Origin of the sequence: Bradyrhizobium sp. 170 (assembly GCF_023101085.1) — a bacterium.
Classification (GTDB): domain Bacteria; phylum Pseudomonadota; class Alphaproteobacteria; order Rhizobiales; family Xanthobacteraceae; genus Bradyrhizobium.
This window is the reverse complement of the sequence record NZ_CP064703.1, coordinates 7,883,483-7,907,790: the sequence shown is the minus strand read 5'-3', so window position 1 is coordinate 7,907,790 and position 24,308 is coordinate 7,883,483. Positions and strand designations below refer to the sequence as shown.

At 62.7% G+C, this 24,308-nt stretch carries 30 protein-coding genes; 15 read left to right on the top strand and 15 right to left on the bottom strand.

The features are described 5' to 3' along the window. Positions 1-84: 84 nt before the first annotated feature. Together IVB05_RS37020 and IVB05_RS37015 are read left to right on the top strand one after the other, a co-directional pair. Entirely contained in the window at positions 85-771 is a 687-nt protein-coding gene (locus IVB05_RS37020; RefSeq protein ID WP_247781035.1) for a hypothetical protein, read from the top strand. Beyond that, a complete protein-coding gene (locus IVB05_RS37015) occupies positions 772-1,983 on the top strand; it encodes an XRE family transcriptional regulator (protein WP_247781034.1) in 1,212 nt (403 codons plus the stop codon). Here IVB05_RS37015 and IVB05_RS37010 read toward each other — a convergent pair. Both IVB05_RS37010 and IVB05_RS37005 read right to left on the bottom strand, forming a co-directional pair. Then, on the bottom strand, positions 1,976-2,215 hold the full coding sequence (locus IVB05_RS37010; protein WP_247781033.1) for an RNA-binding protein: 240 nt from the start codon (positions 2,213-2,215) through the stop codon (positions 1,976-1,978). The genes IVB05_RS37015 and IVB05_RS37010 overlap by 8 nt on opposite strands. Then, positions 2,208-2,459, bottom strand: coding sequence for a hypothetical protein (locus tag IVB05_RS37005; RefSeq protein ID WP_247781032.1), 252 nt, complete (start codon positions 2,457-2,459; stop codon positions 2,208-2,210). The genes IVB05_RS37010 and IVB05_RS37005 overlap by 8 nt, the downstream gene beginning before the upstream one ends. A gap of 501 nt (positions 2,460-2,960) precedes the next feature. On the opposite strand from IVB05_RS37005, the gene IVB05_RS37000 reads away from it, so the two are divergent. Next, positions 2,961-3,356 carry a hypothetical protein gene (locus IVB05_RS37000; RefSeq protein WP_247781031.1) on the top strand — a complete coding sequence of 132 codons (396 nt, stop codon included), beginning with the start codon at positions 2,961-2,963 and terminating at the stop codon, positions 3,354-3,356. Between the two features lie 12 nt (positions 3,357-3,368). On the opposite strand, the gene IVB05_RS36995 is transcribed toward IVB05_RS37000, so the two are convergent. The 9 genes from IVB05_RS36995 to IVB05_RS36955 form a co-directional block, all read right to left on the bottom strand. Continuing rightward, positions 3,369-4,796 (bottom strand): tyrosine-type recombinase/integrase, encoded by a 1,428-nt coding sequence (locus IVB05_RS36995; RefSeq protein WP_247781030.1) that lies wholly within the window; start codon positions 4,794-4,796, stop codon positions 3,369-3,371. Between the two features lie 14 nt (positions 4,797-4,810). Next, positions 4,811-5,101 carry a hypothetical protein gene (locus IVB05_RS36990; protein WP_247781029.1) on the bottom strand — a complete coding sequence of 97 codons (291 nt, stop codon included), beginning with the start codon at positions 5,099-5,101 and terminating at the stop codon, positions 4,811-4,813. Beyond that, positions 5,101-5,769, bottom strand: coding sequence for a hypothetical protein (locus IVB05_RS36985; RefSeq protein ID WP_247781028.1), 669 nt, complete (start codon positions 5,767-5,769; stop codon positions 5,101-5,103). The genes IVB05_RS36990 and IVB05_RS36985 overlap by 1 nt, the downstream gene beginning before the upstream one ends. 57 nt (positions 5,770-5,826) lie before the next feature. Further along, a complete protein-coding gene (locus tag IVB05_RS36980) occupies positions 5,827-6,159 on the bottom strand; it encodes a hypothetical protein (RefSeq protein ID WP_247781027.1) in 333 nt (110 codons plus the stop codon). Between the two features lie 67 nt (positions 6,160-6,226). Then, on the bottom strand, positions 6,227-6,601 hold the full coding sequence (locus tag IVB05_RS36975) for a DUF6876 family protein (RefSeq protein WP_247781026.1): 375 nt from the start codon (positions 6,599-6,601) through the stop codon (positions 6,227-6,229). 17 nt (positions 6,602-6,618) lie between these two features. Beyond that, on the bottom strand, positions 6,619-7,284 hold the full coding sequence (locus IVB05_RS36970; protein ID WP_247781025.1) for a hypothetical protein: 666 nt from the start codon (positions 7,282-7,284) through the stop codon (positions 6,619-6,621). 107 nt (positions 7,285-7,391) lie between these two features. After that, positions 7,392-7,538, bottom strand: a complete 147-nt coding sequence (locus tag IVB05_RS36965; RefSeq protein ID WP_247781024.1) for a hypothetical protein — start codon at positions 7,536-7,538, stop codon at positions 7,392-7,394. After that, positions 7,535-7,942 carry a hypothetical protein gene (locus IVB05_RS36960; protein ID WP_247781023.1) on the bottom strand — a complete coding sequence of 136 codons (408 nt, stop codon included), beginning with the start codon at positions 7,940-7,942 and terminating at the stop codon, positions 7,535-7,537. The genes IVB05_RS36965 and IVB05_RS36960 overlap by 4 nt, the downstream gene beginning before the upstream one ends. Before the next feature lie 555 nt (positions 7,943-8,497). Next, positions 8,498-9,025 carry a DUF6101 family protein gene (locus IVB05_RS36955; RefSeq protein ID WP_247781022.1) on the bottom strand — a complete coding sequence of 176 codons (528 nt, stop codon included), beginning with the start codon at positions 9,023-9,025 and terminating at the stop codon, positions 8,498-8,500. Between the two features lie 286 nt (positions 9,026-9,311). On the opposite strand from IVB05_RS36955, the gene IVB05_RS36950 reads away from it, so the two are divergent. The 6 genes from IVB05_RS36950 (at position 9,312) to lpxK (ending at position 14,858) form a co-directional block, all read left to right on the top strand. Continuing rightward, positions 9,312-10,709: a TldD/PmbA family protein gene (locus tag IVB05_RS36950; protein WP_247781021.1), complete on the top strand. Its 1,398-nt coding sequence runs from the start codon at positions 9,312-9,314 to the stop codon at positions 10,707-10,709. Continuing rightward, positions 10,696-11,505 (top strand): 3'(2'),5'-bisphosphate nucleotidase CysQ, encoded by an 810-nt coding sequence (locus tag IVB05_RS36945; RefSeq protein WP_247781020.1) that lies wholly within the window; start codon positions 10,696-10,698, stop codon positions 11,503-11,505. The genes IVB05_RS36950 and IVB05_RS36945 overlap by 14 nt, the downstream gene beginning before the upstream one ends. Positions 11,506-11,598: 93 nt before the next feature. Beyond that, the gene (locus IVB05_RS36940) at positions 11,599-11,847 is read left to right on the top strand and encodes a DUF4170 domain-containing protein (RefSeq protein ID WP_214487863.1); all 249 of its coding nucleotides are present in this window, start codon (positions 11,599-11,601) and stop codon (positions 11,845-11,847) included. A gap of 12 nt (positions 11,848-11,859) precedes the next feature. Next, positions 11,860-12,573, top strand: coding sequence for a lysophospholipid acyltransferase family protein (locus IVB05_RS36935; RefSeq protein ID WP_247781019.1), 714 nt, complete (start codon positions 11,860-11,862; stop codon positions 12,571-12,573). After that, positions 12,536-13,870 carry a 3-deoxy-D-manno-octulosonic acid transferase gene (locus IVB05_RS36930; RefSeq protein ID WP_247781018.1) on the top strand — a complete coding sequence of 445 codons (1,335 nt, stop codon included), beginning with the start codon at positions 12,536-12,538 and terminating at the stop codon, positions 13,868-13,870. The genes IVB05_RS36935 and IVB05_RS36930 overlap by 38 nt, the downstream gene beginning before the upstream one ends. Continuing rightward, entirely contained in the window at positions 13,863-14,858 is a 996-nt protein-coding gene (gene lpxK / locus IVB05_RS36925) for a tetraacyldisaccharide 4'-kinase (protein ID WP_247781017.1), read from the top strand. The genes IVB05_RS36930 and lpxK overlap by 8 nt, the downstream gene beginning before the upstream one ends. A gap of 98 nt (positions 14,859-14,956) precedes the next feature. Here lpxK and IVB05_RS36920 read toward each other — a convergent pair whose 3' ends face one another. Continuing rightward, on the bottom strand, positions 14,957-15,184 hold the full coding sequence (locus IVB05_RS36920; protein WP_108520004.1) for a DUF2093 domain-containing protein: 228 nt from the start codon (positions 15,182-15,184) through the stop codon (positions 14,957-14,959). 183 nt (positions 15,185-15,367) lie between these two features. Between IVB05_RS36920 and IVB05_RS36915 the strand changes: the two genes are divergently transcribed. After that, positions 15,368-16,201 (top strand): dienelactone hydrolase family protein, encoded by an 834-nt coding sequence (locus IVB05_RS36915; RefSeq protein ID WP_247781016.1) that lies wholly within the window; start codon positions 15,368-15,370, stop codon positions 16,199-16,201. Here IVB05_RS36915 and xseA read toward each other — a convergent pair. Then, the gene (xseA, locus tag IVB05_RS36910; protein ID WP_247781015.1) at positions 16,198-17,820 is read right to left on the bottom strand and encodes an exodeoxyribonuclease VII large subunit; all 1,623 of its coding nucleotides are present in this window, start codon (positions 17,818-17,820) and stop codon (positions 16,198-16,200) included. The two genes, IVB05_RS36915 and xseA, sit on opposite strands and share 4 nt — an antisense overlap. A gap of 136 nt (positions 17,821-17,956) precedes the next feature. Here xseA and IVB05_RS36905 point away from each other — a divergent pair, with 136 nt between their 5' ends. From IVB05_RS36905 to purD, 4 genes are all read left to right on the top strand, one after another. Beyond that, entirely contained in the window at positions 17,957-18,967 is a 1,011-nt protein-coding gene (locus tag IVB05_RS36905; protein ID WP_247781014.1) for an alpha/beta fold hydrolase, read from the top strand. A gap of 25 nt (positions 18,968-18,992) precedes the next feature. Beyond that, positions 18,993-19,544, top strand: a complete 552-nt coding sequence (locus IVB05_RS36900) for a hypothetical protein (protein WP_247781013.1) — start codon at positions 18,993-18,995, stop codon at positions 19,542-19,544. A gap of 4 nt (positions 19,545-19,548) precedes the next feature. After that, on the top strand, positions 19,549-19,854 hold the full coding sequence (locus tag IVB05_RS36895) for a transcriptional regulator (RefSeq protein ID WP_247781012.1): 306 nt from the start codon (positions 19,549-19,551) through the stop codon (positions 19,852-19,854). Positions 19,855-19,949: 95 nt separating this feature from the next. Then, complete coding sequence (purD, locus tag IVB05_RS36890; RefSeq protein ID WP_247781011.1) at positions 19,950-21,233, top strand: phosphoribosylamine--glycine ligase; 1,284 nt, start codon at positions 19,950-19,952, stop codon at positions 21,231-21,233. Between the two features lie 136 nt (positions 21,234-21,369). Here the strand turns inward: purD and IVB05_RS36885 are convergent, their stop codons facing one another. After that, positions 21,370-22,602, bottom strand: coding sequence for an acyl-CoA dehydrogenase family protein (locus IVB05_RS36885; RefSeq protein WP_247781010.1), 1,233 nt, complete (start codon positions 22,600-22,602; stop codon positions 21,370-21,372). Between the two features lie 111 nt (positions 22,603-22,713). On the opposite strand from IVB05_RS36885, the gene IVB05_RS36880 reads away from it, so the two are divergent. Further along, positions 22,714-23,619: an alpha/beta hydrolase gene (locus IVB05_RS36880; RefSeq protein ID WP_247781009.1), complete on the top strand. Its 906-nt coding sequence runs from the start codon at positions 22,714-22,716 to the stop codon at positions 23,617-23,619. A gap of 91 nt (positions 23,620-23,710) precedes the next feature. Here the strand turns inward: IVB05_RS36880 and IVB05_RS36875 are convergent, their stop codons facing one another. Further along, positions 23,711-24,169, bottom strand: a complete 459-nt coding sequence (locus tag IVB05_RS36875) for a nucleoside deaminase (RefSeq protein ID WP_247781008.1) — start codon at positions 24,167-24,169, stop codon at positions 23,711-23,713. Positions 24,170-24,308 lie beyond the last annotated feature (139 nt).

Here is a 24,308-nt window from a genome sequence, read left to right as displayed (position 1 = left end):
CGAAGGTGCCCAAGAGGGCATACTTTACTTTTAGTGAGGAAATGTGCATCATACTTAAATCGATTGTCAAACTAGAGATTCGGCATGACTGACGCAGAGATTGTGGCGGCGTTCTGGTCCACGATGGTCCGGGACACGAAGCTGACGTTCTGGAAGCGGCTCCAGAACGCCATGGAATGGGCATACGAGGATTCCTATCAGTCCGTTATCAACGATCCGCGCGTTTTGGAGGATCAAAGGGCGGCAAATCTCCTCGATCAGCGCTTCTATGTAGCTGAAACTGCATTGCAGCGGGCCGCGAGCGAAACCGGCCTGGTATCGAATGGTCAAAAGATCAGCATCAACGGCTGGAATTACACGCTCGTCCGCGGCGGCGGCGTTTCGATGGTGCAAGCTTATGTCCAAACGCCGTCAGATTTTGCTCGTCCCGCGAAATTCAGGGAAGCGCATTCTGCGGTCAATACTTTCTTGAGTGCCCCTCAATTCGACTTTGGCGATGTCGATGCCAAGGTATTTTCAGTTGCGTCGATCAACGGAATTATCATTCACGGTCCTGCCGGAAAGAATTTCGATGAGAATGGTCAGCGACTTGGCTTTTTGAACTTTGCCGTTCCAGACGAAACCTACCGAACATGGGGCCTGAACTATTCTGTTTTGGAAATCATTGCTCGTTTTGAACAAGCCGAAATGGGAGTTGAGGCTCCGCAACGCGATATTGCGCGCCCACTCATCAAGCGCCCCGCAAAAAAGAAGGGCGAAACGGAGGAATAAATGACGGTAGGAACCCTTGGATTCGTTGGCGCGCGGCTTACAGAAGCGCGCCAAGCCTTTGGTCTGACCAAAGTCGCCCTGGCAGAAATGGTCAACGTTTCGCCGGTTGCTATCACTCAATACGAGAACGGCCCTCAGTCGCCGCGCGCCGACGTGATGGACCGACTCTGCGATAAACTGGGTTTCCCCAGAACGTTCTTTCTAAACAGTCCCGCTCAAGACGAAGACAGTCCGTTGTTTTGGAGGTCGAACGCAAGCGCGACCAAGATGGCGCGGGAACGATGCTATCCTCGGCTCCGCTGGTTGAAAGAGATTGCAACGTATCAAAAGCAATTCTTGGAATTTCCCAAGTTGGATCTTCCGCGCTTTCATATTCCCGACGACTTTAAGTCGCTGACCTTCTCTCAGATTGACCATCTCGCCCAGGAATGCCGCGAATGGTGGAATTTTGGTGCTGGGCCGATTCCAGACCTTTTGTTGGAAATGGAGAATAGCGGCATCATCACTGCCCGCATCAACGTTGCGGCAGATTCCCTTGATGCATTCTCTCAATGGTCATCGACCTATTCAACGCCGTTTGTCGTTTTGGGGAAGGACAAGGCGAGTGCCGTTAGATCGAGATTTGATGCGGCGCATGAGCTTTTTCATTTGCTGCTTCATAGGAAGGTTGATCGCCGCCGCGTCAAGAATACTTCGGACTGGAAGCTACTTGAAGGACAGGCTCATCGCTTCGCGGCGGCCTTTTTGCTACCAGAAAAGAGCTTTGTGGATGAGCTATGGGCTCCGACTCTAGACGGAATGCTGGCGCGCAAGGAGCGATGGAAAGTGTCCGTTGCCATGATGATCGTTAGATGTGAGCACATAGGAATTGTAAGTCCGGATCAGGTTAAGCGACTATGGATCAATTACAATCGTCGCGGCTGGCGCGGTGAGGAACCGCTAGACAACATTCTGAAATTTGAAGAACCGCGATTGTTGCGTCGCGGCTTTGAAGCACTCCTAGATGAGAAAGTTAGAACGAAGGAACAGGTCATCGACGATCTATGCTTGCCAGCCCGAGAGATTGAACAGCTAAGCGCATTGCCTGCCGGATACCTTTCCGGCAGCAAAGCCGAGGTGAAAGCATTTCCAAAATTAAGGACAGCTGAAACAGAACAAAGGTCCGTATCTGCTGAGGTCGTCTCGCTGTGGGATAGGAAGAAGACTACTTAGCCTTCTTCCAGCGAGCATCGGCGGCCTTTGCGGCAATCTCTTTCCTCCGCTTGGCCGTCATCCCCTCAGCCCGCGCCTTACCGCCCATGCGCCCGAGCGCCACGGCAGCGGCGTTCTTGCCGTCCTCTGTGGTGACGTCCTCGATCTCACCGGCGGCGATCTTGGCGATCATGATGGCGTTGCCGATGGCGTCGGCTGGGCGCTTCTCGCCTTTAGGACCACCTCTAGGCATCGTCAGCCTCATGAAAGCCTAGCGTGCTATCCTGCACCTTCTCATATTGATTTTTTAGGTAGTCCTCGGCATCGCCGCCGACAGCCTGGTTCAGCTCATCTTCATCGATACCCTTTGCCTCGGCGTCGGCGATCAACTGTTCCGCCAACTCAACGACATGATCGCTGTAATCCTCGAGTCCCGGTATGGTGTGGACGTTAGCCGACACCCATTTGGCCACGAATAAATCGCTGCTTTCGCTCATAGGTTTCCTCCCGGCTTTCCGCGAACATCGCCATATGCTAATGCTTAGCGGTAAGCTTCGCAAGCGATGGCAGAAAATGTGGACTATCATTGTTGTGTTTTTGGCGACCCAAACGTCGCTCACGGTTCCGGGATATACGAGCATCGAGAAGTGCAGCGCGGCGCGCAAGGATCTGGTCAATTCACTCAAGATCGCCGTCAACAATCAACCACTTTACTCGGACTGCCTGCATGTTCAGTAGGATATAAATTTCAAACTGAGACACTACCCAATCGAGCATCGAGCGTCATGCCGCCCGCGCGCAGCGACCCGGGGGGCTTTCTTCCAATCGAGACTCAGAGAGTACCGCCAGCGGATAGGCCTCGGCCCACTGCGCAGTGCGCAGCATCGTTTCTTCCAGCTGATCGGCCGGCATAATCCTCGCTCATCGCCTGCACCTCCACGACAGATGCCGCCCGACACGGAAATAGCGGCGGCTTTGCTGCCGCATACGCGATCCGCATGTCGCTTGGCGCGCTGTGGCTTGATCTGGGCAGCAGTGCCGCGCTTCGGCGCGGGCTGGATTACTTCAGCCATGACCGCCTGATGCATAGCTGGCGCTGCGGACTGCCAGCGATCATCAAAGGCCAGTACCGGGCCGATCCGATCGGCCCGAATGATCCGCGAAATGGTCTTTTGCGGCGGCCCAGGCGGCGGCGTAGGTGCGGAATTTTCGCCGCCCCGGCCCAATACAGCCCCGATCGCCAGCGCGCACCACAGGGCCGCGCAAGCGATGGCCAGCCCGAGGGGGAACCTCGGCTGCAGCAATGGAAGCATTTTAGCCGCCTTGGCTGCGCCCCAGCCTTGGCGGGATCGATGGCAACAAAAAAGCCGCCCCGGTTCAAGCGGGGCGGCTAACTTTTTTTCAGGTCAGGCGGCTTGTCGCATTCCCTCCTGCGCTTCCATCGGCGCGCTGATGATGCGCCTGATCTCATCAGCCAGCTTTTGCAGGGCCTCGCGCTTTTCGCCGATGCGCGGGTCCTGATCGTAATGCTTGCCGGTCACCGCCGAGACCGCGCCATGCTCGTCGCTCTTCACGGTATGGTCGAGGCAGAGCGAGATGATCGAGCGCGGCACCTTCAGGCCACCCAGCAGGCTGGCGGCGGTGCGGCGCAGATCATGCGGCGTGAAAGGCTTCATGCCGAGCAGCCGACAGATGCCGATGCTTTCGATCACCACCTTTCCCTTCACCCGCTTGGTCTTGCCGCGGAGCGCGCAGGCCATCGCCTTGCGGTTCAGCGACTCGGTGCCGTAGCGCCCCGCGAACATCCACGGGTAATTGCCCATCGCTTCCTGCGCGATCTCGACAGCCAGATCAGAGAGCGGCTGATGAATCTCGCGGCCCGCCTTGACGCGCTCCTCGGGGATCACGACCAGCGGCAGCTCGCTGCGCAGGCCATTGCGCCCCAGCTCATCGCGATGGATCGGCAGCAGCTCGATCGAGCGCAGCATGGTCACCAGCGTGAACTTGATCGCCAGACATATCTTGCGATCGATAGGCATGTTGGGCTGATCGAGGCCGTGCCAGAGAACCCTGACCTCGTCAGGGCTTAGCTTGCGGGTGCGCGGCGGCTCCTTGTCCAGCGGCGGCAGGTTCACGCAGGGCGAGGTATCGACATAGTCGCGGCCTGCTTCAGCCGCCCAGTTGAACAGACCCGAAACCGCCTTGCGCATGTGGCGGGCGCTGCTGATCGATCCCTTCTTCGTGGTCTTGCCCTCGCTGATGATCAGCGTGCCCGCAAGGATGTCGCGCTGCAGATCGGCGATGTCATGCTTAGTGACTTCGCGGGCAATCTTCTTGCCGAGGCGCGGGCGCACGAACCGCTCCAGATGGCTGGCCATGTTCGCCCAGTCCTTTTTGCGCGGCCCCATCTTCAGCTTGATGCCATCCTTGTCGCGGCCCTTCGGCACCAGCTCGCTGACCCACGCGATCCGCTCGTCAATGATCCGATCGACGGTGACGCCTGCCTGCTTGGCCTGCAGCTGATGCTCGCGCCGCGTGGTCGCCGCGATGTCCTCGCGGTCGCCGATCCTGACCTTCAGCTTATCGGCCTCCCTGCGCCAATAGGTCACGTCGCGCGCCTCGATGCCTGCTTCGGCTTCGCGATAGATGCCCAGCCGATGGGTGCCGCGCTTCTTGGTGATCAGGCAGGTGTACTTCAGGAAGAACGTCGGCGGCGCTGTGGGGCTCAGGCTGACGTAGAGGCCCGAGCATTCGGCATCATAAATTTTGGAGCGCGTTTTGACTTCCTTGCGGCAGCTCCGGTTGGTGATGTTCTGCTTCGCTTTCTTGGACATGGTGATGCTGGTCCTTACTTGATCTTTGTCACGTTGGTGATGCCGGTGATGGTGCTGCTCGATCTTTTGCTGAACGCTGCATCGATCTGGCACTGCGAACCATCTGGGCAGACCGCGATGATGCGGCGGCCCAGCTTCGATGCAGTTTGAAACCTGCAGCCATCTGGCGCGAAGTCGCCGGTCGGGCCTTTGACGGTCGTCCATTCCTTGCCGACTGTCAGAGCGCCCTCGCAGATAGCTGATCCTGCGTGCGCGGCGGTGAGCGAGGCGAGCAGCGCAGCGGCTGCGATCATGGTGGTGCGCATTAGCGTATCTCCTTGGTTGGGTGGTCCGGGTGCGGCTCCAGCTGCATCAGGTCGAGGTTCAGAACGAGGTAGTGGCCATTGTCATGGAGGCCCGAGTACCAGCCGCGCGAAGCCAGCTCGTGCCGCATGTCTTCCTCATTGCAGCGATGCTGCCAGCCGCCGTGTGCATCGAAGTTGGCGACCAGCTGGTTCAGCAGCATGATCGCAGGGCCTTCATTGTCGGCCCGGTATAGCACGCGCACATCGGCGGGCCGCGCCATGGTGAAGGCCAGCTCGCTGATCTTGCGCGCCCTCGGATGGACGAGGCAGTCGCCCTCCATTCTGATCAAGCCGCGCTTCAGCATCACCGCGAACTTCTTGTCATCGACCTGCCACTGCAGGATCGCGCCGTCGGCTTTCTCCAGCTGTGCGAGGCAGCCCGCGATCTCGGCGCGCTCCTCTTCGACGGCCTCAAGGATCACCGCCCAGTCATCGGTGCAGATCGGATCGGTGATGTTGTCCTCGTTATCGGCGGGCTCCAGCACGAAGCGCGAGCCTTCAGCTATCTCGCGCTGGTGCTTGTCGGCGAAGTCAACCCAGATGCGCAGGCCCAGCTCCTCGCTGATGAAGTTGGGGCAGCTGTCGTTGTGCCAAGAATTGTCCTCGAAGCCTTGCGGGATCGCTGGCATGTCGGAGGCGTGGAAGTCGGGAAATTCAGTGCAATATTTCATGGATGATGATCCTGTTTACTTGCTGGTGGATTCTGCGGGGATGAAGAGCAGCGACTCGCGCGGCGACCAGAGGCAATCGGCTACGCCTTGCCAGCGAACGCAGATGCTGCGCTTGCCGTAGGTCTTGATCGCCTTGCCAGTGGCGGCCATTGGGATGGCGATGCAGCTGGCGGCTGCTTTGTCTGCAGCCTCTTCAGTATCGCAGCCGACCGTCGCTACATTGGCGGCGATGGTGTCGCCGTATTGCGCGTCGGGCTTCTTGGGCTGCGATGGCTCGAAAGCGCCGCCATACCAAAGCAGGCCCGCGCCGATGATGGCGGTGATGATGATCCCGTTTCTGATACTCATTGTGGGTTTTCCTTTCGTGGGTCTGAAGCAATGAAGGGCGGCCCGAAGGCCGCCCCGTGATCCGAACCTAATGCTCACACGGCAGGAGAATGACTCGCCCGCCATCGCCTGCCTCGACCCATAGATTGATCTCGTCGAGTGGGAAGTCGGTGAAGTCGATGGGCTTGGAGAAAACGATATTCCCGTTGCCGTCATCGCAAGTCAGCGTCGCGGTCGAGCCGGTGACTTTCAGCTTCCAAGACTGAAACTCCTCGGCCTTGACGTGCGGCTCGCCGATCTGCGCGAAGGCGATCTCATCAATCAGCCAATACGCACCGGCTCGCTCGGCCATGTACTTGACGCCATCGGTATAGGTGACCGTGCGCGCCAGATTGTGCCGATACCAATGGCCGGTGCCGCCCTTGAATTGCTGCAGATCGGCTTGGGTGAGTTTGTCGCTCATCTTCGCTCTCCTGCCGCTTACTTCGGAGCCGAAGCGGAGAGCGTGCCATCGCTGGCCTGCTTCAGCTTCATCTTCTTGCGCTCGCAGATCGCCTTGATGTTGATCGAAGGCCAATCAACCGCTTCGGCGATATCCTTGCGCGTTACAGGCTTCTTGCCGGTCAGCAGCTTGATCACCGCATCAACCTTTGAGCCGCCTTCCTTCTTGGCGGACTTCGCCTTCTTGGCTGGCTTGGCCTTGGCGGGCTTCGCGGCCTTCTCGGGCTTCGCCTTCTTCTCTGGCTTCGCCTTCAGCGCGGCGCGTTCGGCGGCTTCGGCTTTCGCCGCCGCCAGATCGGCCTCGGATGGCGAGGAGGTCTTCGGCGCTTTCGCGAGCGCGGGCTTCGCATCGCGCGCCTTGTCATCGGCCTTCGCCGCTTCGCTGCCTGCATCGGCGGGCGTGCGGCCATGCAATGCCGGAACAAGGATGGCGCGGCCTTCGTCGGTGATGGCGTACACCAGCGCCTTGCGGGCATTGTTCGCGGTGGCGTTCAGTTTCACCGCTTCGATCCGCGCAGCATCGAGCGAGTCGAACTCGGTGGTCTGCGGCTTGTTATTCTTCAGGATGGTCGCGGTGAACTTCTTGCAAGCCGGGATCAGCGCGAGATCGGCGACATCGGCGGGGTGGGTTTTCTTGGTAGTCATGAGTTTATGCTTCCTTTTTCAGAAGGCCGCGCGGAATTGCGAGGCGTTCTGACCGCCTAACCCCGGCACCTTTTGGTGAGCCGGGGCGGCTGGAAGTTTTCGATGGATCAGTTGAGCTGTGTGCCCCCTTCGGTTTCGCGATGCAAACCGGCCATCGCTTTTTCAATTTCCAGATTGCGAAGCGATGCCTGCAGATCAGCGAGCTTTTTCTTCAGCTCGGCGATGCGGGCGCGGATGGTCTCGGCCTCGGTCATTGATGCACCACGATGCCGCGTGAGTAGCAGGTGTCGATGTCGCGCCCGGCAGGCACGTCACCGGGGCGCAGGATGAATAGCGCCGAGCCGCGCGGATCGCCCTGCACGTGGAAGGCGAAGCCCGGATAGGCCTTCATGATCTTCGTCAGTTGCTTCAGCGCGGCGGTCTCGCGATCGGGAATTTGCGTGCGCCCGCGCTTGCCGTTCATGCCGGTGTCGTAGGTGAGATAAGGCAGGTTGGTCTCTTCATCGCGCTCGATCGCTTCGCCGCGCTCGTTGCCGCACTCCAGGTCATGCCAGCGATGCAGCGTCATCGAGATGCGCCGCAGCGCGCGTGCATCCACCGCGCTGATCCCCGCGCTCATCAGCGTGGCGATGCAGTCGGTCTTGGTCTTGCTCGACATTGTCGATAGTCTTTCTGGGCCGCGCCCATTGTGGGTTTTGGGTGCTGCCGCTGGTGGCTGGGCTCTTTCCTCGTCGGCCTGTGGAAGGGTTCGAGGTTGGGGCCTAGCCCCAGTTGCAGCGGTTCGCGGTGATCCGGCTGCGGCCTTGCTGGATAATGATAATTCCGAAAAGGCCTATTTTTGAAGGCCTTAAGATCGGGCCAGATCGGCTAAGTTCAGGTCACCTAAGCCCAGAATAGGGCCGTGTGGTCCTGGCGCCGCGGTGCTGGCGCTAAGCCATTGCGCAGGGAAGGCCGGAATGCTCCCGCTGCCCTGTATGCTCGTGGGCATTTTTGTTTGCGCAAATCGCACGCGAGACCGCGGGTGCAGCAAGCACCCGGTCTTCCCTGCGCCCCCTGAACAAGAGGGCGGGAAGTTCTCTAGCAAACCTCGGGCGCAACATGCCGCGAGATCGCGAAACTGAATCCTCGTCATTGCGAGCGCAGCGAAGCAATCCATCTATCCCCTTGTCGAGGCATGGATTGCTTCGCTGCGCTCGCAATGACGAGTGTGGCCTCAATCCCGCGCGACGATCTCGCGCTCGTCCCGATGAACGGTGTCGGTATTGATCAGGTTGCCGGCGCGGCGGCGCACCAGAAATTTCGGTCGGCGGGCGCGGATCGCGTTGTGGCGGCGGCGTCGGGCGGCCGGTTCGCTGTGGTCATCTTCCGCCAATAGCGGCAGCGCGAGGATGTCGCTCCACATCTGCCACGCGGAGGCGATTTCCTCGTGGTCGGAGCTCACGCACAAAGGAATGTTCAGCGAGGGATCGCGATGCGCCAGCACCAGCATCTGTGCGTCGTCGTCGAGACCGCGCAATGCAACGCCGAGAAAGTCGCTGACGCGGACGTTGATCGCCATCCGCATGCCCTTGACGGCACGGTGCAGCACGACGCGTTCGCGATGGAGTTCTATCCTCCGCACGCCGCCGTCTGCGCGGGTATCGTGCGCATGGAAGCTGAGCGGCAGAGAAAGAGGGTCGAGCCGCATGACACGGCTCGACCCGGCGGGATTGATCCCGCTTGTTGCTGTTTGATGCCTCACGGCTCTCATCTCCCCGCCGGGATTATGTTCCCGGTCGATACGCGAGACCTTAGCCGAGCGATTTCCGTTTCGCCTTAAAAAGCCTGGTTAAGGAGAGGTCACCTGCCATGGATCTGACCGCATGATTGACAAGACCTTGGCACGCATGATTGACGAGACCTTGCGCAAATGCCGAAAATGTTTGGCATTTGATGGCGCAAAATGCTTGAAATCCCTGTGAATCAGGCACATCTGGTGGGTCTGCCGATTTGCGCCCGAGCCCCTTCAATTGTCAGGGATTTTGTTTGTGAACTCTTCACCATCCACCGCTTCGCCGCTTTCGCAGGCTCCCGCAACTTCCCTGTTCGATCAATCGGCGCTCTCGACGCTGGCGCAGCGGCTGGTCGAGGCCGCCAAGCGCGCGGGCGCGGACGCCGCAGACGCGGTTGCGGTGCGCGGCGTCTCGCAGGGCGTCAAAGTGCGTGATGGCCGGGTCGAGGAATCCGAGCGCTCCGAAGGCGACGATGTCGGATTGCGCGTATTGGTCGGGCAACGCCAGGCCGTGGTCTCGACCAACGATGTTTCCGGCGATGGGGTTGCAAAACTCGCCGAGCGGGCGGTCGCGATGGCCCGCGTTGCGCCTGACGACAAATATGTCGGTCTCGCCGATCCCTCGCTGCTGGCGCGCGAGTTCGCCGATCTCGACCTGCTCGACCGCGAAGTTCCCTCGACGTCCGAACTCGAACGCCGCGCCTGCGAAGCGGAAGCCGCGGGCCTTGCGGTCAAGGGCGTGACCAAATCGGGCGGCGCGTCCGCCTCGAGCGGCATCGGCGGCATGGTGCTGGTGACCTCGACGGGCTTCCACGGCTCCTATTTGCGCTCCAGCCAGGGAATCTCGATGACCGCGATCTCCGGCGAGGGCACGGGCATGGAGCGCGACTACGATTTCACCTCGGCCCCGTATGCGTCCGATCTCGCTTCGCCCGAAAGCGTCGGCCGCAAGGCGGGCGAGCGCACCGTGGCGCGGTCCAATCCGCGCAAGGTCGAAACCTGCAAGGTGCCGGTCGTGTACGATCCCCGGGTGTCGGCATCGCTGGTTGGTCATCTCGTCGGCGCCATCAACGGCGCCTCGATCGCGCGCAAGACCAGCTTTTTGAAAGACCGGATGGGCGAGCAGCTGTTCGCGAACAACATCCGCATCATCGACGATCCCTTGCGGGTGCGCGGCCTGCGGTCGCAGACCTTCGACGCCGAGGGTGTAAGAGTGAAGAAGCTCGCGCTCATCGACGAGGGGGTGTTGACCACGTGGCTGCTCGATTGCGCGACCGCGCGCGAACTCGGGTTGGTCACCACCGGACATGCCCATCGCGGCGTCTCGTCCTCGCCGTCGCCGGGATCGTATAATCTGCATCTCGAACCCGGCGAGATGACGCCGAAGCAACTGATCTCCGATATCAAGCAGGGATTTTACGTCACCGACCTGATCGGCTCCGGCGTCAACGGCGTGACCGGCGATTACAGCCGCGGCGCCTCCGGATTCTGGATCGAGAACGGCGAGATCACTTACCCCGTCAGCGAGGTGACGATCGCGGGCCATCTGCTGCCGATGTTCAAATCGCTGGTTCCCGCCAACGATCTGGAATTCCGCTACGGCGTCAACGCGCCGACGCTGCGCATCGAGGGCCTGACGCTTGGCGGACGCTGATACCGCCGACAGGATCTCGGCGCGCGATGCCGCGCTGTTGAGGGACACCGTGGGCGAGGCCGGCGCGCTGGCGTTGTCGCTGTTTCGCACCGAACTGAAGAACTGGACCAAGGGCGCCTCGTCGCCGGTCTCCGAAGCCGACATCGCCGTCAACGACCTCGTCGAACGGCGGTTGCGCGCGGCGACGCCGGATTATGGCTGGCTGTCGGAAGAGAGCGTCGACGACGATTCCCGTCTCGGCAAGGAACTGGTCTGGATCGTCGACCCGATCGACGGCACCCGCGCCTATCTCGCCGGCCGTGAAGACTGGTGCGTGAGCGTGGCGTTGGTTAAGGGCTCGTCGCCGGTGCTGGCGGCGGTGTTCGCTCCCGTCAGCGACGAATTCTTCTTCGCAACCCGTGGCCAGGGCACCACGCGCAACGAAAGGCCTGTGCGTGCGGCGGCCGGCACGGAGCTCGATTTCTCCTGCATGGCCGGCCCGAAGCCGCTGGTGCAGCGGCTGAGTTCGTCACCGGATGAGATCACGCTGCATCCGCGAATCGGATCGCTGGCGCTTCGGCTGTGTCGGGTAGCTGACGGCAGCCTCGATGCCGCTTTTGCAGGCGGCCAAAGCCGCGACTGGGATCTTGCCGCAGCGAATTTGATCGTGCAGGAAGCGAATGGTAGAATGACTGCGCTCTCGGGGGATGCGATTGAGTATAATCGCCGGGAGGTGGTGCACGGGGTGCTGGTGGCGGCGGGACAGGATCGACATGCGCGCATTGTCGAGCATTTCCGAAATCGTCCGCTGCCCTGAATCGGTCGAAATCCGTGCCACAAATCATCCCGTCCACCCCGCGATATCAGCTCTCACTTGTGCTTGCCGGGCATCTCGTTAGGAAAGACCATCATGCCAGATAGTGCCCCGCAGCAATTGCTTCATCTCGTCATCGGCGGCGAGCTGACCGATCTCGAACACATCACGTTCAAGGACCTCGACCAGGTCGATATCGTCGGCGTGTATCCCAATTACGCATCCGCACACGCGGCCTGGAAGGCGAAGGCGCAGCAGACCGTGGACAACGCCCACATGCGCTACTTCGTGGTTCACCTCCACCGGCTGCTCGATCCAGGTCAAGATACGAAGTCCTCCAGTTAAGAAGTCCTGCAGTTGAAACGATTCCTCCGCGATTTGCTGCGCAGCAGCTGGGTTCAGCGCGCGCTGGGTGTGCTCGCGGCCGAATATCTGCGGCTGGTCTGGCTGACCAACCGCTTCAGCTACGATCCGGCCGACATCTATGAGCGGGTCGAGCCGGAGATGCCGGCGATCTTCGCGTTCTGGCACGGCCAGCATTTCATGACGCCGTTCATCAAGACCAAGAAGAGCCACCGCGCCAAGGTGCTGATCTCGCGCCATCGCGACGGCGAATTCAACGCCATCGCCGCCGAGCGGCTCGGCATCGGAACTATCAGAGGTTCCGGCGATCATGGCGGCGCCTTTCACCGCAAGGGCGGCGTCGGCGCGTTCCGGGAGATGCTGCAGGCGCTGGAGGACAAGTGGAACGTCGCAACGACCGCTGATGTGCCGAAGCGCGCGCGGGTGGTGGGGCTTGGCATCATCATGCTGGCGCGGGAGTCCGGCCGGCCGATCATGCCCTTTGCGATGGTGACCTCCAGGTTCATCCGGTTGAAGAACTGGGATTCTTCAACCATTAATTTGCCGTTCGGCCGCGGTGCGGTGGTCGGCATCGAAGCGGTGTACGTTCCGCCGGATGCCGATGCCGAGACTATGGAAAAGCTGCGTCTTCAGGTAGAAGTCTATCTGAACGAAGCGACCCGTCGCGCCTATGCGGCCGTCGGGCGTCCGGAGGCCGCTCTTGGCTAATTCGCTGCCGATGACGCTGCGCGTCTACCGGAAACTGTCGTCCGCGATGGTGCCGCTGTCACCGGCGTTGATCAGCCGGCGGCTGAAGCTCGGCAAGGAAGACCCGGCGCGGGTCGGCGAGCGCCGCGGCCTGAGCGCCGATATCCGGCCCACCGGGCCGCTGGTGTGGATTCACGGCGCCAGCGTCGGCGAAGTGCTGGCGGCGGCGGCGCTGATCGAGCGGTTGCGGGCCTTGAACCTGCGCATCCTCCTGACCTCGGGCACGGTGACCTCGGCTGCGATCGTCGCCAAGCGGTTCCCCTCTGACGTCATCCATCAATATGTGCCCTATGATTCGCCGCGCTATGTCGCGCGGTTTCTCGATCACTGGCGGCCCTCGCTGGCGCTGTTCATCGAATCCGACCTGTGGCCGAACCTGATCCTGTCGAGCGCCGCGCGGCGGCTGCCGATGGTGCTGATCAACGGACGGATGTCGCAGCGCTCGTTTCCGCGCTGGCAGCGGGTCCAAGGGACCATTTCGGCGCTGCTTGGCAAGTTCGACGTCTGCCTGGCGCAATCGCAGACCGATGCCGATCGCTTTGCGACGCTGGGCAGCCGCAATGTCGTGGTCACGGGAAACCTCAAGCTCGACGTTCCCGCGCCACCGGCCGATGCGAACAAGCTGGATATGCTGATGGCAATGACACGCGGCCGCCCTGTCGTGGTCGCGGCCTCCACGCATCCCGGCGAGGAAGAGATCCTGACGGAAACGCACCGGACGCTCGCCGGCTATTTTCCAAAGCTGCTGACCGTGATCGTGCCGCGGCATCCCGATCGCGGCGAGGCCATCGCGAGCATGATCGCAGCTTCCGGCCTCAATCCGACCCTGCGCTCGCGCGAGGACTTGCCCACCGCCACGACCGATATCTATGTCGCCGACACCATGGGCGAACTGGGGTTGTTCTACCGGCTGGCGCCGATCGTGTTCATGGGCGGATCGCTGGTCGAGCATGGCGGGCAGAATCCGATCGAGGCGATCAAGCTCGGCGCGTCGGTCATTCACGGCCCCCACGTCTTCAATTTCACCGACGTCTATGAAGCCCTCGATGCCGCCGGCGGCGCGCGGCGGGCCGATACACAGGAAGCGCTGGTCAAGCAGTTCGGGCAGCTGCTCGCCGATTCCAAGGCGCGCGAAGCCGTGCTGACTGCGTCCGAGCGTGTGGTCGGGCAACTCGGCGGCGCGCTGGAGCGCACGCTCAGCGCGCTCGAGCCGTATTTACTGCAGTTGCGGATCGAGATGGGAGCCGCCAATGCGTGAGCCGGGCTTCTGGCACGGACCGGCCTCGCTCAATTCGCATCTATTGAAACCGCTCGCCGCGCTCTATGGCGCCGTCGCCGCACAACGTCTGCGACACAAGGGATTGAATGCCGGCATTCCGGTGCTCTGCGTCGGCAATTATCACGTCGGCGGCGCCGGCAAGACGCCGACCGTGCTGGCGCTGGCGAAGCTGTTGCGCGAGCTCGGCGAGACGCCGGTCGTGCTCAGCCGCGGCTATGGCGGCGAATTGCGCGGGCCGATCCGGGTCGACCCGGAGCGGCACGCAGCTTCCGATGTCGGCGACGAGCCGCTGATGCTGGCAGGCCATCTGCCCGTCGTGGTGTCGCGCAAACGCGCCGAGGGCGTGCCGCTGGCGCGCTCGCAAGGCGCGACCGTTATCCTGATGGACGACGGCTTCCAGAATCCGTCGATCATCAAGGACGCGTCCCTGATCGTGATCGATAGCGAACGCGGGCTCGGCAACGGGAAGGTATTTCCCGCCGGCCCGCTGCGTGCGCCGCTGCGGCCGCAACTGGCGCGCACCGACGCGCTGATCGTCGTCGGGGACGGCTCGGCTGCTGCGCCGGTGGCCGTAGAGATCGCAGCACAGGGCAAACCGGTGCTATCGGCGCATCTGAAGCCGGATGAGGCCGTGGTGGCGCAGCTTCGCGGCAAGCGCGTGCTGGCATTTGCCGGCATCGGCGATCCCGCGCGATTCTTCAACACGCTGCGCGCCAGCGGCATCGAAGTCGTCGAGCAGCGGGCCTTCGCCGACCATCATCCGTATTCGCTAGTCGAGATCGAAGGCCTGATCACCGAGGGCAAACGCGATGGCCTGACACTGGTGACGACGGAAAAGGATCTGGCGCGCTTAAGGGATTGGTCGCAGCAAATCGTGCCGTTCCCTGTGACGCTCGAATTCGGCGAACCAACGCTGCTGCGGAAATTCATCGCCGATCGGTTGTTCAAAGCGCGAGAGAAACCGTAGGGTGGGCAAAGCGAAGCGTGCCCACCATTCAAGACAATGCTCGACGATAGATGGTGGGCACGGCGCGATGCGCCATTGCCCACCCTACGAAACCGCGATCAGCCCTGCGTCTTCAGCGCGCCGGGAAAATGCCGCTGCAGCACGGCGGTCGGGACCGAATAGGCCTCCTGCAGATCGACGCTCCAGTATTTCAATTCGTCGAGCGGGATCCGCACGTCGGTGATGGCGCAGCGCACATAGGTTCCAGGCGAGATCACGCGGAAATCGCCGTCCAGATATTGCACCTGCGCTTCGCCATGGCCCGAGGGACCGAATTTATTGAGCACCGTCAAACTCTCCGATTGGCCGCGCACGGGCTGGCCTTAAGTATATTTTCCGGATCGATCTATCATAAATAGGTCGTACTGTCCGCCCCGGAAACTGACCTACTTGTGATGATTTTGTGCCGAGGCGCATGATAGCGTGAAATTTATTGTGCCCGCAGCGTCATACCGATCCGACAGAGACCGATGCGCCTGTTGTCAGCAACGCTATTCCTGACGCTCCTTGCGCCGACCTGCACGGCCGGTGCCGCGCCGTTGCCGGCCCCGCGCCAGGTCGATATCCCGGCGAGCGGTCTGACCCTGCATGCCCAGCTCTACAAGCCCGATGGTGACGGCCCGTTTCCCACCGTGATCGCGCTGCATGGCTGCGGCGGATTGGGCGGGCAGTCCGAGCCGGTGCAGTCGCGCTATCGCGACTGGGCGGAGCAGCTGTTGAAGACCGGCCACGCCGTGCTGCTGCCGGACAGTTACGGCTCGCGCGAGCTCGGTCCGCAATGCCGCGTCAAGGAGCGCCGCGTGCTCGCCCGCCGCGAGCGGGTGGCCGACGTCAATGCATCGCGACAATGGCTGTTGCAGCAACCCTGGGCCGCGCGTGACCGGATCAGCCTGATGGGATGGGCGAACGGCGCCAGCGCGGTGTTGTGGGCGGTACGCCCGCAACTGGCGTCGCGCCGAGCTGAACCGGATTTCCGCTCGGCCATCGCGTTCTATCCGGATTGTCGCATCTCCTCCGGCCTCGGCTGGAGCGCACGCGTGCCGACGCTGCTGCTGATCGGCGCGCAGGACGACATCAGTTCGCCCTCAGCCTGCCGCCAGGTGGTGGAGGGTGCCCGCGGCCGCAGCGCGCTGGCGCAGATCGTGGTCTATCCCGGCGCATCCCACGATTTCGACCGCGCCAACCTTCCGCTGCGGGCGATCGCAGGCTCCGACGCCGCGTTGCCCGAACGCGGTCATATCGGCACGGATGCGGACGCGCGCAAGGACGCGCAACGGCGCGTCGCGGAGTGGCTGGCGCGCTAGAACAGGCTTCCCTGATCAACCGGCTTGGCCACGCGCTTCGGCGCCGCCGGCTTCTCCTCGCGCGCCGCCGCTTTCGGCGTACCCGCGGCGGGCGCCGTCGCCACCGGCCGATCGGCATCCGCGGTGGCGCCCACGCGGCCGTCGGCGAATTCGATCGACAGATGTGCACCCGGTCCGACCGCGGCGGCGGCATGGACGGCGTGGCCGTGCTCGTCGCGCACCAGGGCAAAGCCGCGCGCGAGCACACCGCGGTAGGACAGCGCCGACAACAATTGGCCGCTATGGGCGACGCGCGCGTCAAGACGCTGCAGAGCGGTCAGAAGCGCGCGGCGGGCGCGCTCGGCCAGCCGTTGCGTGCGCTCGCGGTCGCGCGCGATCGCGTTGCGCTGCGCCTGGGCGTTGGAGAGTTTTGAGGCCTTCAGCCTGACCTCGAGCCCGGCAAAGCGGTCGCGCCGGTTGCGCAGCAGCGCGCGGGCGGACAGGCGGATGCGTTCGCCCGACACCGTGAGGCGGTGATTGGCTTGGGCAACCTGTCCGCGCAGAACCTTCAGCGTCAGGCCGGCGCTGAGATGCGAAAAGCGGCGGTGATGGGCGTGCGTATTGGCCTTCAATCCGCGGGGAAGAGCAGCGCCGAGATGATCCAGCCGCTGCCTGGGGATCGCCAGCAGTTCGCTTAAACCCGGCAGCGCGCGGGCGGCGGCGCGCAATTCATTGCGGCGGCTCTCCTGGCCGCGCTGCCAGCACACCATCGTGCGCCGCGCCAGGCTCTCGACCTCGACGAACAATTCGCTGCGCACGGGAACGGCCATTTCGGCCGCCGCAGTCGGCGTCGGCGCGCGCTTGTCGGCGACGAAATCGATCAGCGTGATATCGGTCTCGTGGCCGACGGCCGAGATCAGCGGGATCATGCTCTCGGCGGCCGCGCGAACCACGATCTCCTCGTTGAACGACCACAGATCCTCCAGCGAGCCGCCGCCGCGCGCGACGATCAAGAGATCCGGCCGTGGAATCTTTCCCGCTTCGGGCAGCGCATTGAAGCCGCGGATGGCCGCGGCCACCTGTTCGGCCGAGCCTTCGCCCTGCACCTTCACCGGCCACACCAGCACCCGGCGGGGAAAGCGGTCCTGCAGCCGGTGCAGGATGTCTCTGATGACCGCACCGGTCGGCGAAGTGACGACGCCGATCACCTCCGGCAGCCAGGGCAGCAATTGCTTGCGCCCCTCGTCGAACAGGCCCTCGGCGCCGAGCTTCCGCTTGCGCTCCTCCATCAGCGCCATCAGCGCGCCGATCCCGGCGGGCTCCAGCGCCTCGATGACGATCTGGTATTTTGACGAGCCCGGATAGGTCGTGAGCTTGCCGGTGGCGATGACCTCGAGCCCCTCCTGCGGCTTGAAGCGCATCCGGGCGTGGGCGAACTTCCAGATCACCGCCTCGATCTTGGCGCTCTCGTCCTTCAGCGCGAAATAGCAGTGGCCGGAGGAGTGCGGCCCGCGGAAGCCGGAGATTTCACCGCGGACGCGGACATGGCCGTAGGCGTCCTCCACCGTCCGTTTCAGGGCGGAGGACAGCTCGGAAACGGTGAATTCGGGTGCGTTGATCAGGTTTTCGGCAGCAGGCATCGGCAACTGATTCGGGCGTTGGAGGTGTTGGGGCAACGTAGGGATTTTTAACCATCCCCGCCAATCCGGCTCTTGTGGAACTCATATACTCTGTAGTACAGAGTTCTCTGTATTATGTTCCGGCGAGGCAAGGTCAATGCTTAAAGTCATGATCCGCGGCTCCGTGAGCGTCCTGAAATGGGGCCTGTGTGGCGTCGGCGTGCTGGCGCTGGTGGTGCTGGCCCTGCTGGCAACCCCCCTGCAGCCGCTGCCGGAGCTGCAAGCGATCTCGCGGGCGCGAGCCAGTGTCGATCTTTCCAGCCTGCCTGCGATTGAGCGGTTCCAGGCCCGCGACGGCACATGGCTCGGCTTCCGCCATTATGGCGCGGGTGCCGCGCCGACGGGGCGCGTGGCGATCGTGATCCACGGCTCGTCCGGCTCGAGCGGCGGCACCATCCACGCGCTGTCGCAGGCGCTGGCGGCGCACGGCGTGGAAACCCTTGCGGTCGACATGCGCGGCCACGGCACGTCAGGCACGCGCGGCGATATCGGCTATGTCGGCCAACTCGAGGACGATCTCGCCGATTTCGTCGCGGAGTTGCGCAAGACCGTGCCGTCAGCACCGCTGACCTTGATCGGCCATTCGTCCGGCGGCGCTTTTGCGCTGCGCGTGGCCGGCTCGCCGATCCAGAACCTGTTCGAGCGCTTCGTGCTGCTCGCGCCTTATCTCGGCTACGACGCTCCCTCCACCCGGCCAGGTTCCGGCGGCTGGGCCAGGGCCGATATCCCGCGTATCATCGGCTTGCTGGCGCTGCGCAACCTCGGGATCACCTGCTGTGAGGCGCTGCCGGTGCTGGCGCTCGCGGTGCCACCGAACTCCGAGAAGACGCTGGTGTCGACCTATACCGACCGGTTGATGCGCAACTTTGCGGTGCGGGGCGATTTCCGCCACGATCTCGCCGCCGCGACAAAACCGCTCACAATCATCTCCGGCGCCGACGACGAATTGATGTTTACGGACAAATACGCAGAAGCCGTGCGCGGCGCGAAGGTCGCTGTCGACGTCAGGGTGCTCGACGGCATCAACCACATGGGTATCGTCGCCGCGCCGAAGGCGGTATCCATCATCGCCGAAGATGTTGCCACGCGCGCCATGGCAGGGTCATAGCGGCGATATCGCGGGGATGGGCAACATGATCGACAGCCGCGAGGCCACCGAGGCGCTCGCCGAAATCAACGAGATGACGCACCGCGTCCGGCAATCGCGGATCTACAATCTCGCCAGCCTGATGCTGATCATGTGGGGCGCGCTGGTATTTGCCGGCTATCTCGGCTCGTTTCTGCTGCCGCGCCAGGCCGGCTATTTCTGGGTCGCGCTGAACGTCGCGGGCGTCGCGGGATCGTTTGCGATCAGCGCCTTCGGATATCGCAAGACAGGCATTCGCACCTTCGATTTCAGGATGCTGATCGCGTTCGTGCTGTTCTTCGCCTTTGGGTTCCTCTGCACGAGCGTGCTCGGCCACTTCACGCCGCGCCAAATGGGCACGTTCTGGCCAATTTATTTCATGCTGCTCTACATCATCGCCGGACTCTGGTTCGGACAAGCCTTTGTCGTGATCGGTCTTTGCATCAGCGCACTGGCGCTGGTCGGATACTTCCTGGTCGGCGACTGGTTCGACCTGTGGATGGCCTTTGTCGATGGCGGCGGGCTGATGCTCGGCGGCTGGTGGATGCGCCGGAGCTAGCGCCATGGCCGAGATCGACGATATCATCCATCAACCGCTGCGCTTGCGGATCATGGCGGGGCTGAACACGCTGCCCGCGGGCACCGGGCTGGAATTCGCAAAACTGAAGCAACTCACCGGTGCCACCGACGGCAATCTTGGCGCCCATATCGAGACGCTGGCCAAGGCCGGCTATGTCGCGGTGGAAAAGGCCTTTGTCGGCAAGAAGCCGCAGACCACGGTAACCGCGACCCCCGCCGGCCGCGGCGCCTTCGCCCGCCATGTCGCCACGCTGCAGGAGATCATCGCCGCGTCAGGGGGGAAAGTGTAGCGAAACTCTTCTGCACAAACGTGATGCTCCCCTTGCGGGGGGAGGGAGTTTTATGCGACCGACTTGGCCTTGAACTCCCGTATCTGGCCAGATTCATGAACATCCTCCTGCTCGGTTCCGGCGGCCGCGAACACGCTCTCGCATGGAAGATCGCCGCTTCCCCACTGCTGACCAAGCTGTGGTGCGCACCGGGCAATGCCGGAATCGCGCGCGAGGCCGAATGCGTCGCGCTCGACGTTGCCAATCATCCTGCGGTGATCGAGTTCTGCCAACGCAATGCTGTCGATCTGGTCGTGGTCGGCCCGGAGACGCCGCTAGTGGCCGGCATCGTCGACGATCTCGCGAAAGCCGGCATCAAGGCGTTCGGACCGGGCAAACAGGCCGCCCAGCTCGAAGGCTCCAAGGGATTTACCAAGGCGCTCTGCACCGAATTCAACATTCCGACCGGCGCCTATGGCCGCTTCACGACGGCTGACGATGCGCTGGCTTATGTGCGCGCGCAGGGCGCGCCGATCGTGGTCAAGGCGGATGGCCTGGCCGCCGGCAAGGGCGTCGTCGTCGCCGAGACGCTTGATGAAGCCGAGGCGGCCATCGCCATGATGTTCGACGGCGCGTTCGGTTCGGCCGGCACTGAAGTCGTGATCGAGGAATTTCTCGCAGGCCGCGAGATCAGCTTCTTTGCGCTGTGCGACGGCGAAACCGCGATCCCGCTGGCCTCCGCCCAGGACCACAAGCGCGTGTTCGATCACGACGAGGGGCCGAACACCGGCGGCATGGGCGCCTATTCGCCGACACCGTTCGTGACGCCGGAAATTCACGACCAGATCATGGCGCGGATCATCTTGCCGACCGTTGCGGGCATGAAGAAACGCGGCACGCCGTTCCGCGGTGTGCTTTATGCGGGCGTAATGCTGACGGAGCAGGGGCCGAAGCTGTTCGAATACAACGTCCGCTTCGGCGATCCCGAATGCCAGGTGCTGATGCTGCGGATGATGTCCGATATCGTGCCGGCGTTTCTGGCGGCCTGCGATGGTGAACTGAAGCATTTCGACCTGCGTTGGTATCCGGAGCCTGCGCTGACGGTGGTAATGGCGGCGAAGGGTTATCCCGGCGATTACAGGAAAGGCACGCGTATCGACGGCCTCGAGGACGCTGCCGAAATCGAGGGCGTCGAAATCTTCCATGCCGGCACGGTGGCGAAGGATGGCGCCATTCTCGCCAATGGCGGGCGCGTGCTGAACGTGTGTGCGATGGGAAAGACGGTGCTGGAGGCGCAACAGCGTGCCTATCAGGCGGTCGATCGCATCAACTGGCTTGACGGCTTCTGCCGCCGCGACATTGCCTGGCAGGCGGTGGAGCAGGAGAGAGCGAAGGGCTAGATCGGTCGCGTAGGGTGGGCAAAGCGACTTGTCCGCCGTAGCTCGAAGAGCGAAGGTGGAAGCGTGCCCACCACGGCGATCTCCGTCCGCAATGGTGGGCACGGCGCTTCGCGCCTTTGCCCACCCTACGCCGTCGTCAGAGCAAATCGCCACCCACGGCGCTCGCCGTCGTGCCATGCTCGCGGAACGCCTTGATGACGTTCTTGCCGATCTTCCACTTGTGCACTTCGTCCGGACCGTCGACCAGCCGCTGCGCGCGCACCTGGGTGTACCATTTGGCGAGCGGTGTATCCTGGCTGAAGCCGAGCGCGCCGTGGAGCTGGATCGCGGTGTCGATCACCTTGTGCACCATGTGCGCATGGAAGATTTTTGCGATCGAGTTTTCCTGCCTGATATCGAGGCCCTTTTCCGCCTTGTAGGCGATGTGCAGCAGCATCAGGCGGCCGATGTAGAGTTGCTCGGCACAGTCCGCGAGCATGAACTGGACGGCTTGCCGGTCGGAGAGCAACTTGCCGAAGGTCGAGCGCTTGGTGATGTGGCCGACCGCCATGTCGAGCGCGCGCTGCGCCTTGGCGACGTTGTGCATGCCGTGGCGCAGCCGGCCATAGGCGAGGCGGTGCTGGCCCATCGCAAAACCATTGCCTTCGCCGCCGACCAGATTGTCGGCCGGCACTTTCAGATCCCTGATCTCGATCTCGGAGTGGCCGCCGTGGATCACATCGTCATGCGGTCCCTCGATCGCCATGTTGGCGACATTGCGCTTGATCTTGTAGCCGGGGTTCGGCAGCTCGACGAGGAAGGTCGAGTACTGCTTGTGGCGCGGCGCGTTCGGATCGGTCTTGGCCATCACAAGCGCCATGTCGGCGACGCTGGCGGAGGAGGAGAACCACTTCTCGCCGTTGAGGATGTAGTTCTCGTTGCCGTCCTTCACTGCGGTGGTCTGCATGCCGGTGGCGTCGGCGCCGGCCGCTTTTTCCGTCATCGAGAAGCAGATGCGCTTGTCGCCGTTGAGCAGGGGCTTAAGGAACTTCTCTTTCTGATATTCCGTGCCGTGGGCGAGGATCGTCATCATCGAGGCGTCGTCGGGGCCCTGCGTGTTCATCGACAACGCGCCGAGCATGCTCTCGCCGAGCTCCATCTGCACCAGCGCGTTGGCCAGCGGACCGAGGCCCATGCCGCCATATTCCTTCGGCACCCATGGGCACCACAGGCCGCGCGTGCGGGCCTTGGCCCGCAGCGGGCCGAGCACTTCGGCGAGCGGCTTGGTGTCGAGTTCCTTCTCGGCGGGGATGCACTCGTCATGCACCCATTGGCGGACTTTCTCGCGGATCGCCTTGGCTTCGGCCGGGATTTCGAAATCGATCGACATCTGACGGTTTCCTCGGTTCTTGTTCCTGTTGGTCGGGCTTGAGGAATGGCATAAACCTGCGATCTGTCAGCGGCAACGGCAAACAAAGTTTGAAGCAGCAAGGAGCGCCCCATGTCCGATCTTGCCGATCTGTTTCCCGGATACGCCTCCGAATGGATCAACACCTCGTCGGGCCGCATCTTTGCCCGCGTCGGCGGCAAGGGTCCGCCGCTGTTGCTGCTGCACGGATTTTCGTCGACGCACGTGATGTGGCATCCGGTTGCGCCGCAACTGGCTGACAAGTTCACGCTGATCATCGCCGACCTGCCGGGCTATGGCTGGTCGGACATGCCCCGCAGCGACGACAACCACACGCCCTACACCAAGCGCGCGATGGCGAAAGTGATGGTGGAGGCGATGGAGCAGCTTGGCCATGTGCATTTCGCGCTCGCCGGTCACGACCGCGGCGGGCGCGTATCATACCGGCTGGCGCTCGATCACCCCGGCCGGCTGTCGAGGCTCGCGGTGCTCGATATCGCGCCGACCTATGATTACTGGGAGCGGCTGAATCGGTTATCGGCGCTGAAGATTTACCATTGGGCGTTTCTGGCGCAGCCCTATCCGCTGCCGGAGACGCTGATCGACGGCCATGGAGAGTATTTCCTCGAGGAAAAAATGGCGAGCCAGACCAAGAACAAGACGCTCGACGCCATTGATCCACGCGCGCTGGCGCACTATCTGGCGCCATTCCGCGATCCGGCCCGCGTGCACGCGATGTGCGAGGATTATCGCGCCGGCGCCTATGCCGACTACGAGATCGACAAGGCGGATTTCGATGCTGGCAAGAAGATCACGATCCCGATGCTGGCGCTGTGGGGCGATGCCGGGGTTGCGAGTGCCGCAACGACGCCGCTCGATACGTGGAAGAAATGGGCGACGAATGTATCGGGTGCGCCGGTGGATTCCGGGCATTTTCTGACGGAGGAAAACCCGGAGGTGACGGCGAAGTTGTTGCGGGAGTTTTTCACCGCAGCGTGATTTCGTAGCCCGGATGGAGCGAAGCGCAATCCGGGACAGCGTCCACGATACTCCCCGGATTGCGCTACGCTCCATCCGGGCTACAGGACTGCTACCGCCGCACCTTGAAAAACTCCTTGAGCAGCGTCGCCGCTTCGGTCTCCCCGACCGCCGAATAAACCTCCGGCACGTGGTGGCAGGTCGGCTGGGCAAAGAACCGCACGCCGGAATCCACCGCGCCGCCCTTGGGGTCGGCGGCGCCGTAATAGAGCCGCCGGATCCGGGCGAACGAGATCGCGCCGGCGCACATCGTGCAGGGCTCCAGCGTAACGTAGAGGTCGCAGTCGACCAGCCGCTCGGTCCCGATGGCTTCGGCCGCCTGCCGGATCGCGAGAATCTCGGCGTGCGCGGTCGGATCGCGGTCGGTCAGGGTCCGGTTGCCGGCGGTGGCGATGACCTCGTACCCCCTGACGATAACGCACCCGATCGGAACTTCGCCGCCTTTTCCGGCGCTTTCAGCCGTTTTCAGCGCCAAATCCATGAAAGAAGGGGCAGTCATGCCTCGTATCATCGGAAGAAACCTGCTACTAGCTGCGCCTTCAGCAAACGTGGATGCCGGTTTTGCGTGAGAATGCGCCTTGAGCGAAGCGCGCGCGCGTTTCCGCTTTGGCAGCCCATCCACATCCGCCTGATAGCCATTTTACCTGTAC

Coding starts and splice junctions, on each gene's coding strand:
- IVB05_RS37020 (WP_247781035.1), top strand. CDS start 85: ATGACTGACGCAGAGATTGTGGCGGCGTTCTGGTCCACGATGGTCCGG.
- IVB05_RS37015 (WP_247781034.1), top strand. CDS start 772: ATGACGGTAGGAACCCTTGGATTCGTTGGCGCGCGGCTTACAGAAGCG.
- IVB05_RS37010 (WP_247781033.1), bottom strand. CDS start 2,215: ATGCCTAGAGGTGGTCCTAAAGGCGAGAAGCGCCCAGCCGACGCCATC.
- IVB05_RS37005 (WP_247781032.1), bottom strand. CDS start 2,459: ATGAGCGAAAGCAGCGATTTATTCGTGGCCAAATGGGTGTCGGCTAAC.
- IVB05_RS37000 (WP_247781031.1), top strand. CDS start 2,961: ATGTCGCTTGGCGCGCTGTGGCTTGATCTGGGCAGCAGTGCCGCGCTT.
- IVB05_RS36995 (WP_247781030.1), bottom strand. CDS start 4,796: ATGTCCAAGAAAGCGAAGCAGAACATCACCAACCGGAGCTGCCGCAAG.
- IVB05_RS36990 (WP_247781029.1), bottom strand. CDS start 5,101: ATGCGCACCACCATGATCGCAGCCGCTGCGCTGCTCGCCTCGCTCACC.
- IVB05_RS36985 (WP_247781028.1), bottom strand. CDS start 5,769: ATGCCAGCGATCCCGCAAGGCTTCGAGGACAATTCTTGGCACAACGAC.
- IVB05_RS36980 (WP_247781027.1), bottom strand. CDS start 6,159: ATGAGTATCAGAAACGGGATCATCATCACCGCCATCATCGGCGCGGGC.
- IVB05_RS36975 (WP_247781026.1), bottom strand. CDS start 6,601: ATGAGCGACAAACTCACCCAAGCCGATCTGCAGCAATTCAAGGGCGGC.
- IVB05_RS36970 (WP_247781025.1), bottom strand. CDS start 7,284: ATGACTACCAAGAAAACCCACCCCGCCGATGTCGCCGATCTCGCGCTG.
- IVB05_RS36965 (WP_247781024.1), bottom strand. CDS start 7,538: ATGACCGAGGCCGAGACCATCCGCGCCCGCATCGCCGAGCTGAAGAAA.
- IVB05_RS36960 (WP_247781023.1), bottom strand. CDS start 7,942: ATGTCGAGCAAGACCAAGACCGACTGCATCGCCACGCTGATGAGCGCG.
- IVB05_RS36940 (WP_214487863.1), top strand. CDS start 11,599: ATGCCAGATAGTGCCCCGCAGCAATTGCTTCATCTCGTCATCGGCGGC.
- IVB05_RS36930 (WP_247781018.1), top strand. CDS start 12,536: ATGCGGCCGTCGGGCGTCCGGAGGCCGCTCTTGGCTAATTCGCTGCCG.
- lpxK (WP_247781017.1), top strand. CDS start 13,863: ATGCGTGAGCCGGGCTTCTGGCACGGACCGGCCTCGCTCAATTCGCAT.
- IVB05_RS36915 (WP_247781016.1), top strand. CDS start 15,368: ATGCGCCTGTTGTCAGCAACGCTATTCCTGACGCTCCTTGCGCCGACC.
- xseA (WP_247781015.1), bottom strand. CDS start 17,820: ATGCCTGCTGCCGAAAACCTGATCAACGCACCCGAATTCACCGTTTCC.
- IVB05_RS36905 (WP_247781014.1), top strand. CDS start 17,957: ATGCTTAAAGTCATGATCCGCGGCTCCGTGAGCGTCCTGAAATGGGGC.
- IVB05_RS36900 (WP_247781013.1), top strand. CDS start 18,993: ATGATCGACAGCCGCGAGGCCACCGAGGCGCTCGCCGAAATCAACGAG.
- IVB05_RS36895 (WP_247781012.1), top strand. CDS start 19,549: ATGGCCGAGATCGACGATATCATCCATCAACCGCTGCGCTTGCGGATC.
- purD (WP_247781011.1), top strand. CDS start 19,950: ATGAACATCCTCCTGCTCGGTTCCGGCGGCCGCGAACACGCTCTCGCA.
- IVB05_RS36885 (WP_247781010.1), bottom strand. CDS start 22,602: ATGTCGATCGATTTCGAAATCCCGGCCGAAGCCAAGGCGATCCGCGAG.
- IVB05_RS36880 (WP_247781009.1), top strand. CDS start 22,714: ATGTCCGATCTTGCCGATCTGTTTCCCGGATACGCCTCCGAATGGATC.
- IVB05_RS36875 (WP_247781008.1), bottom strand. CDS start 24,169: ATGATACGAGGCATGACTGCCCCTTCTTTCATGGATTTGGCGCTGAAA.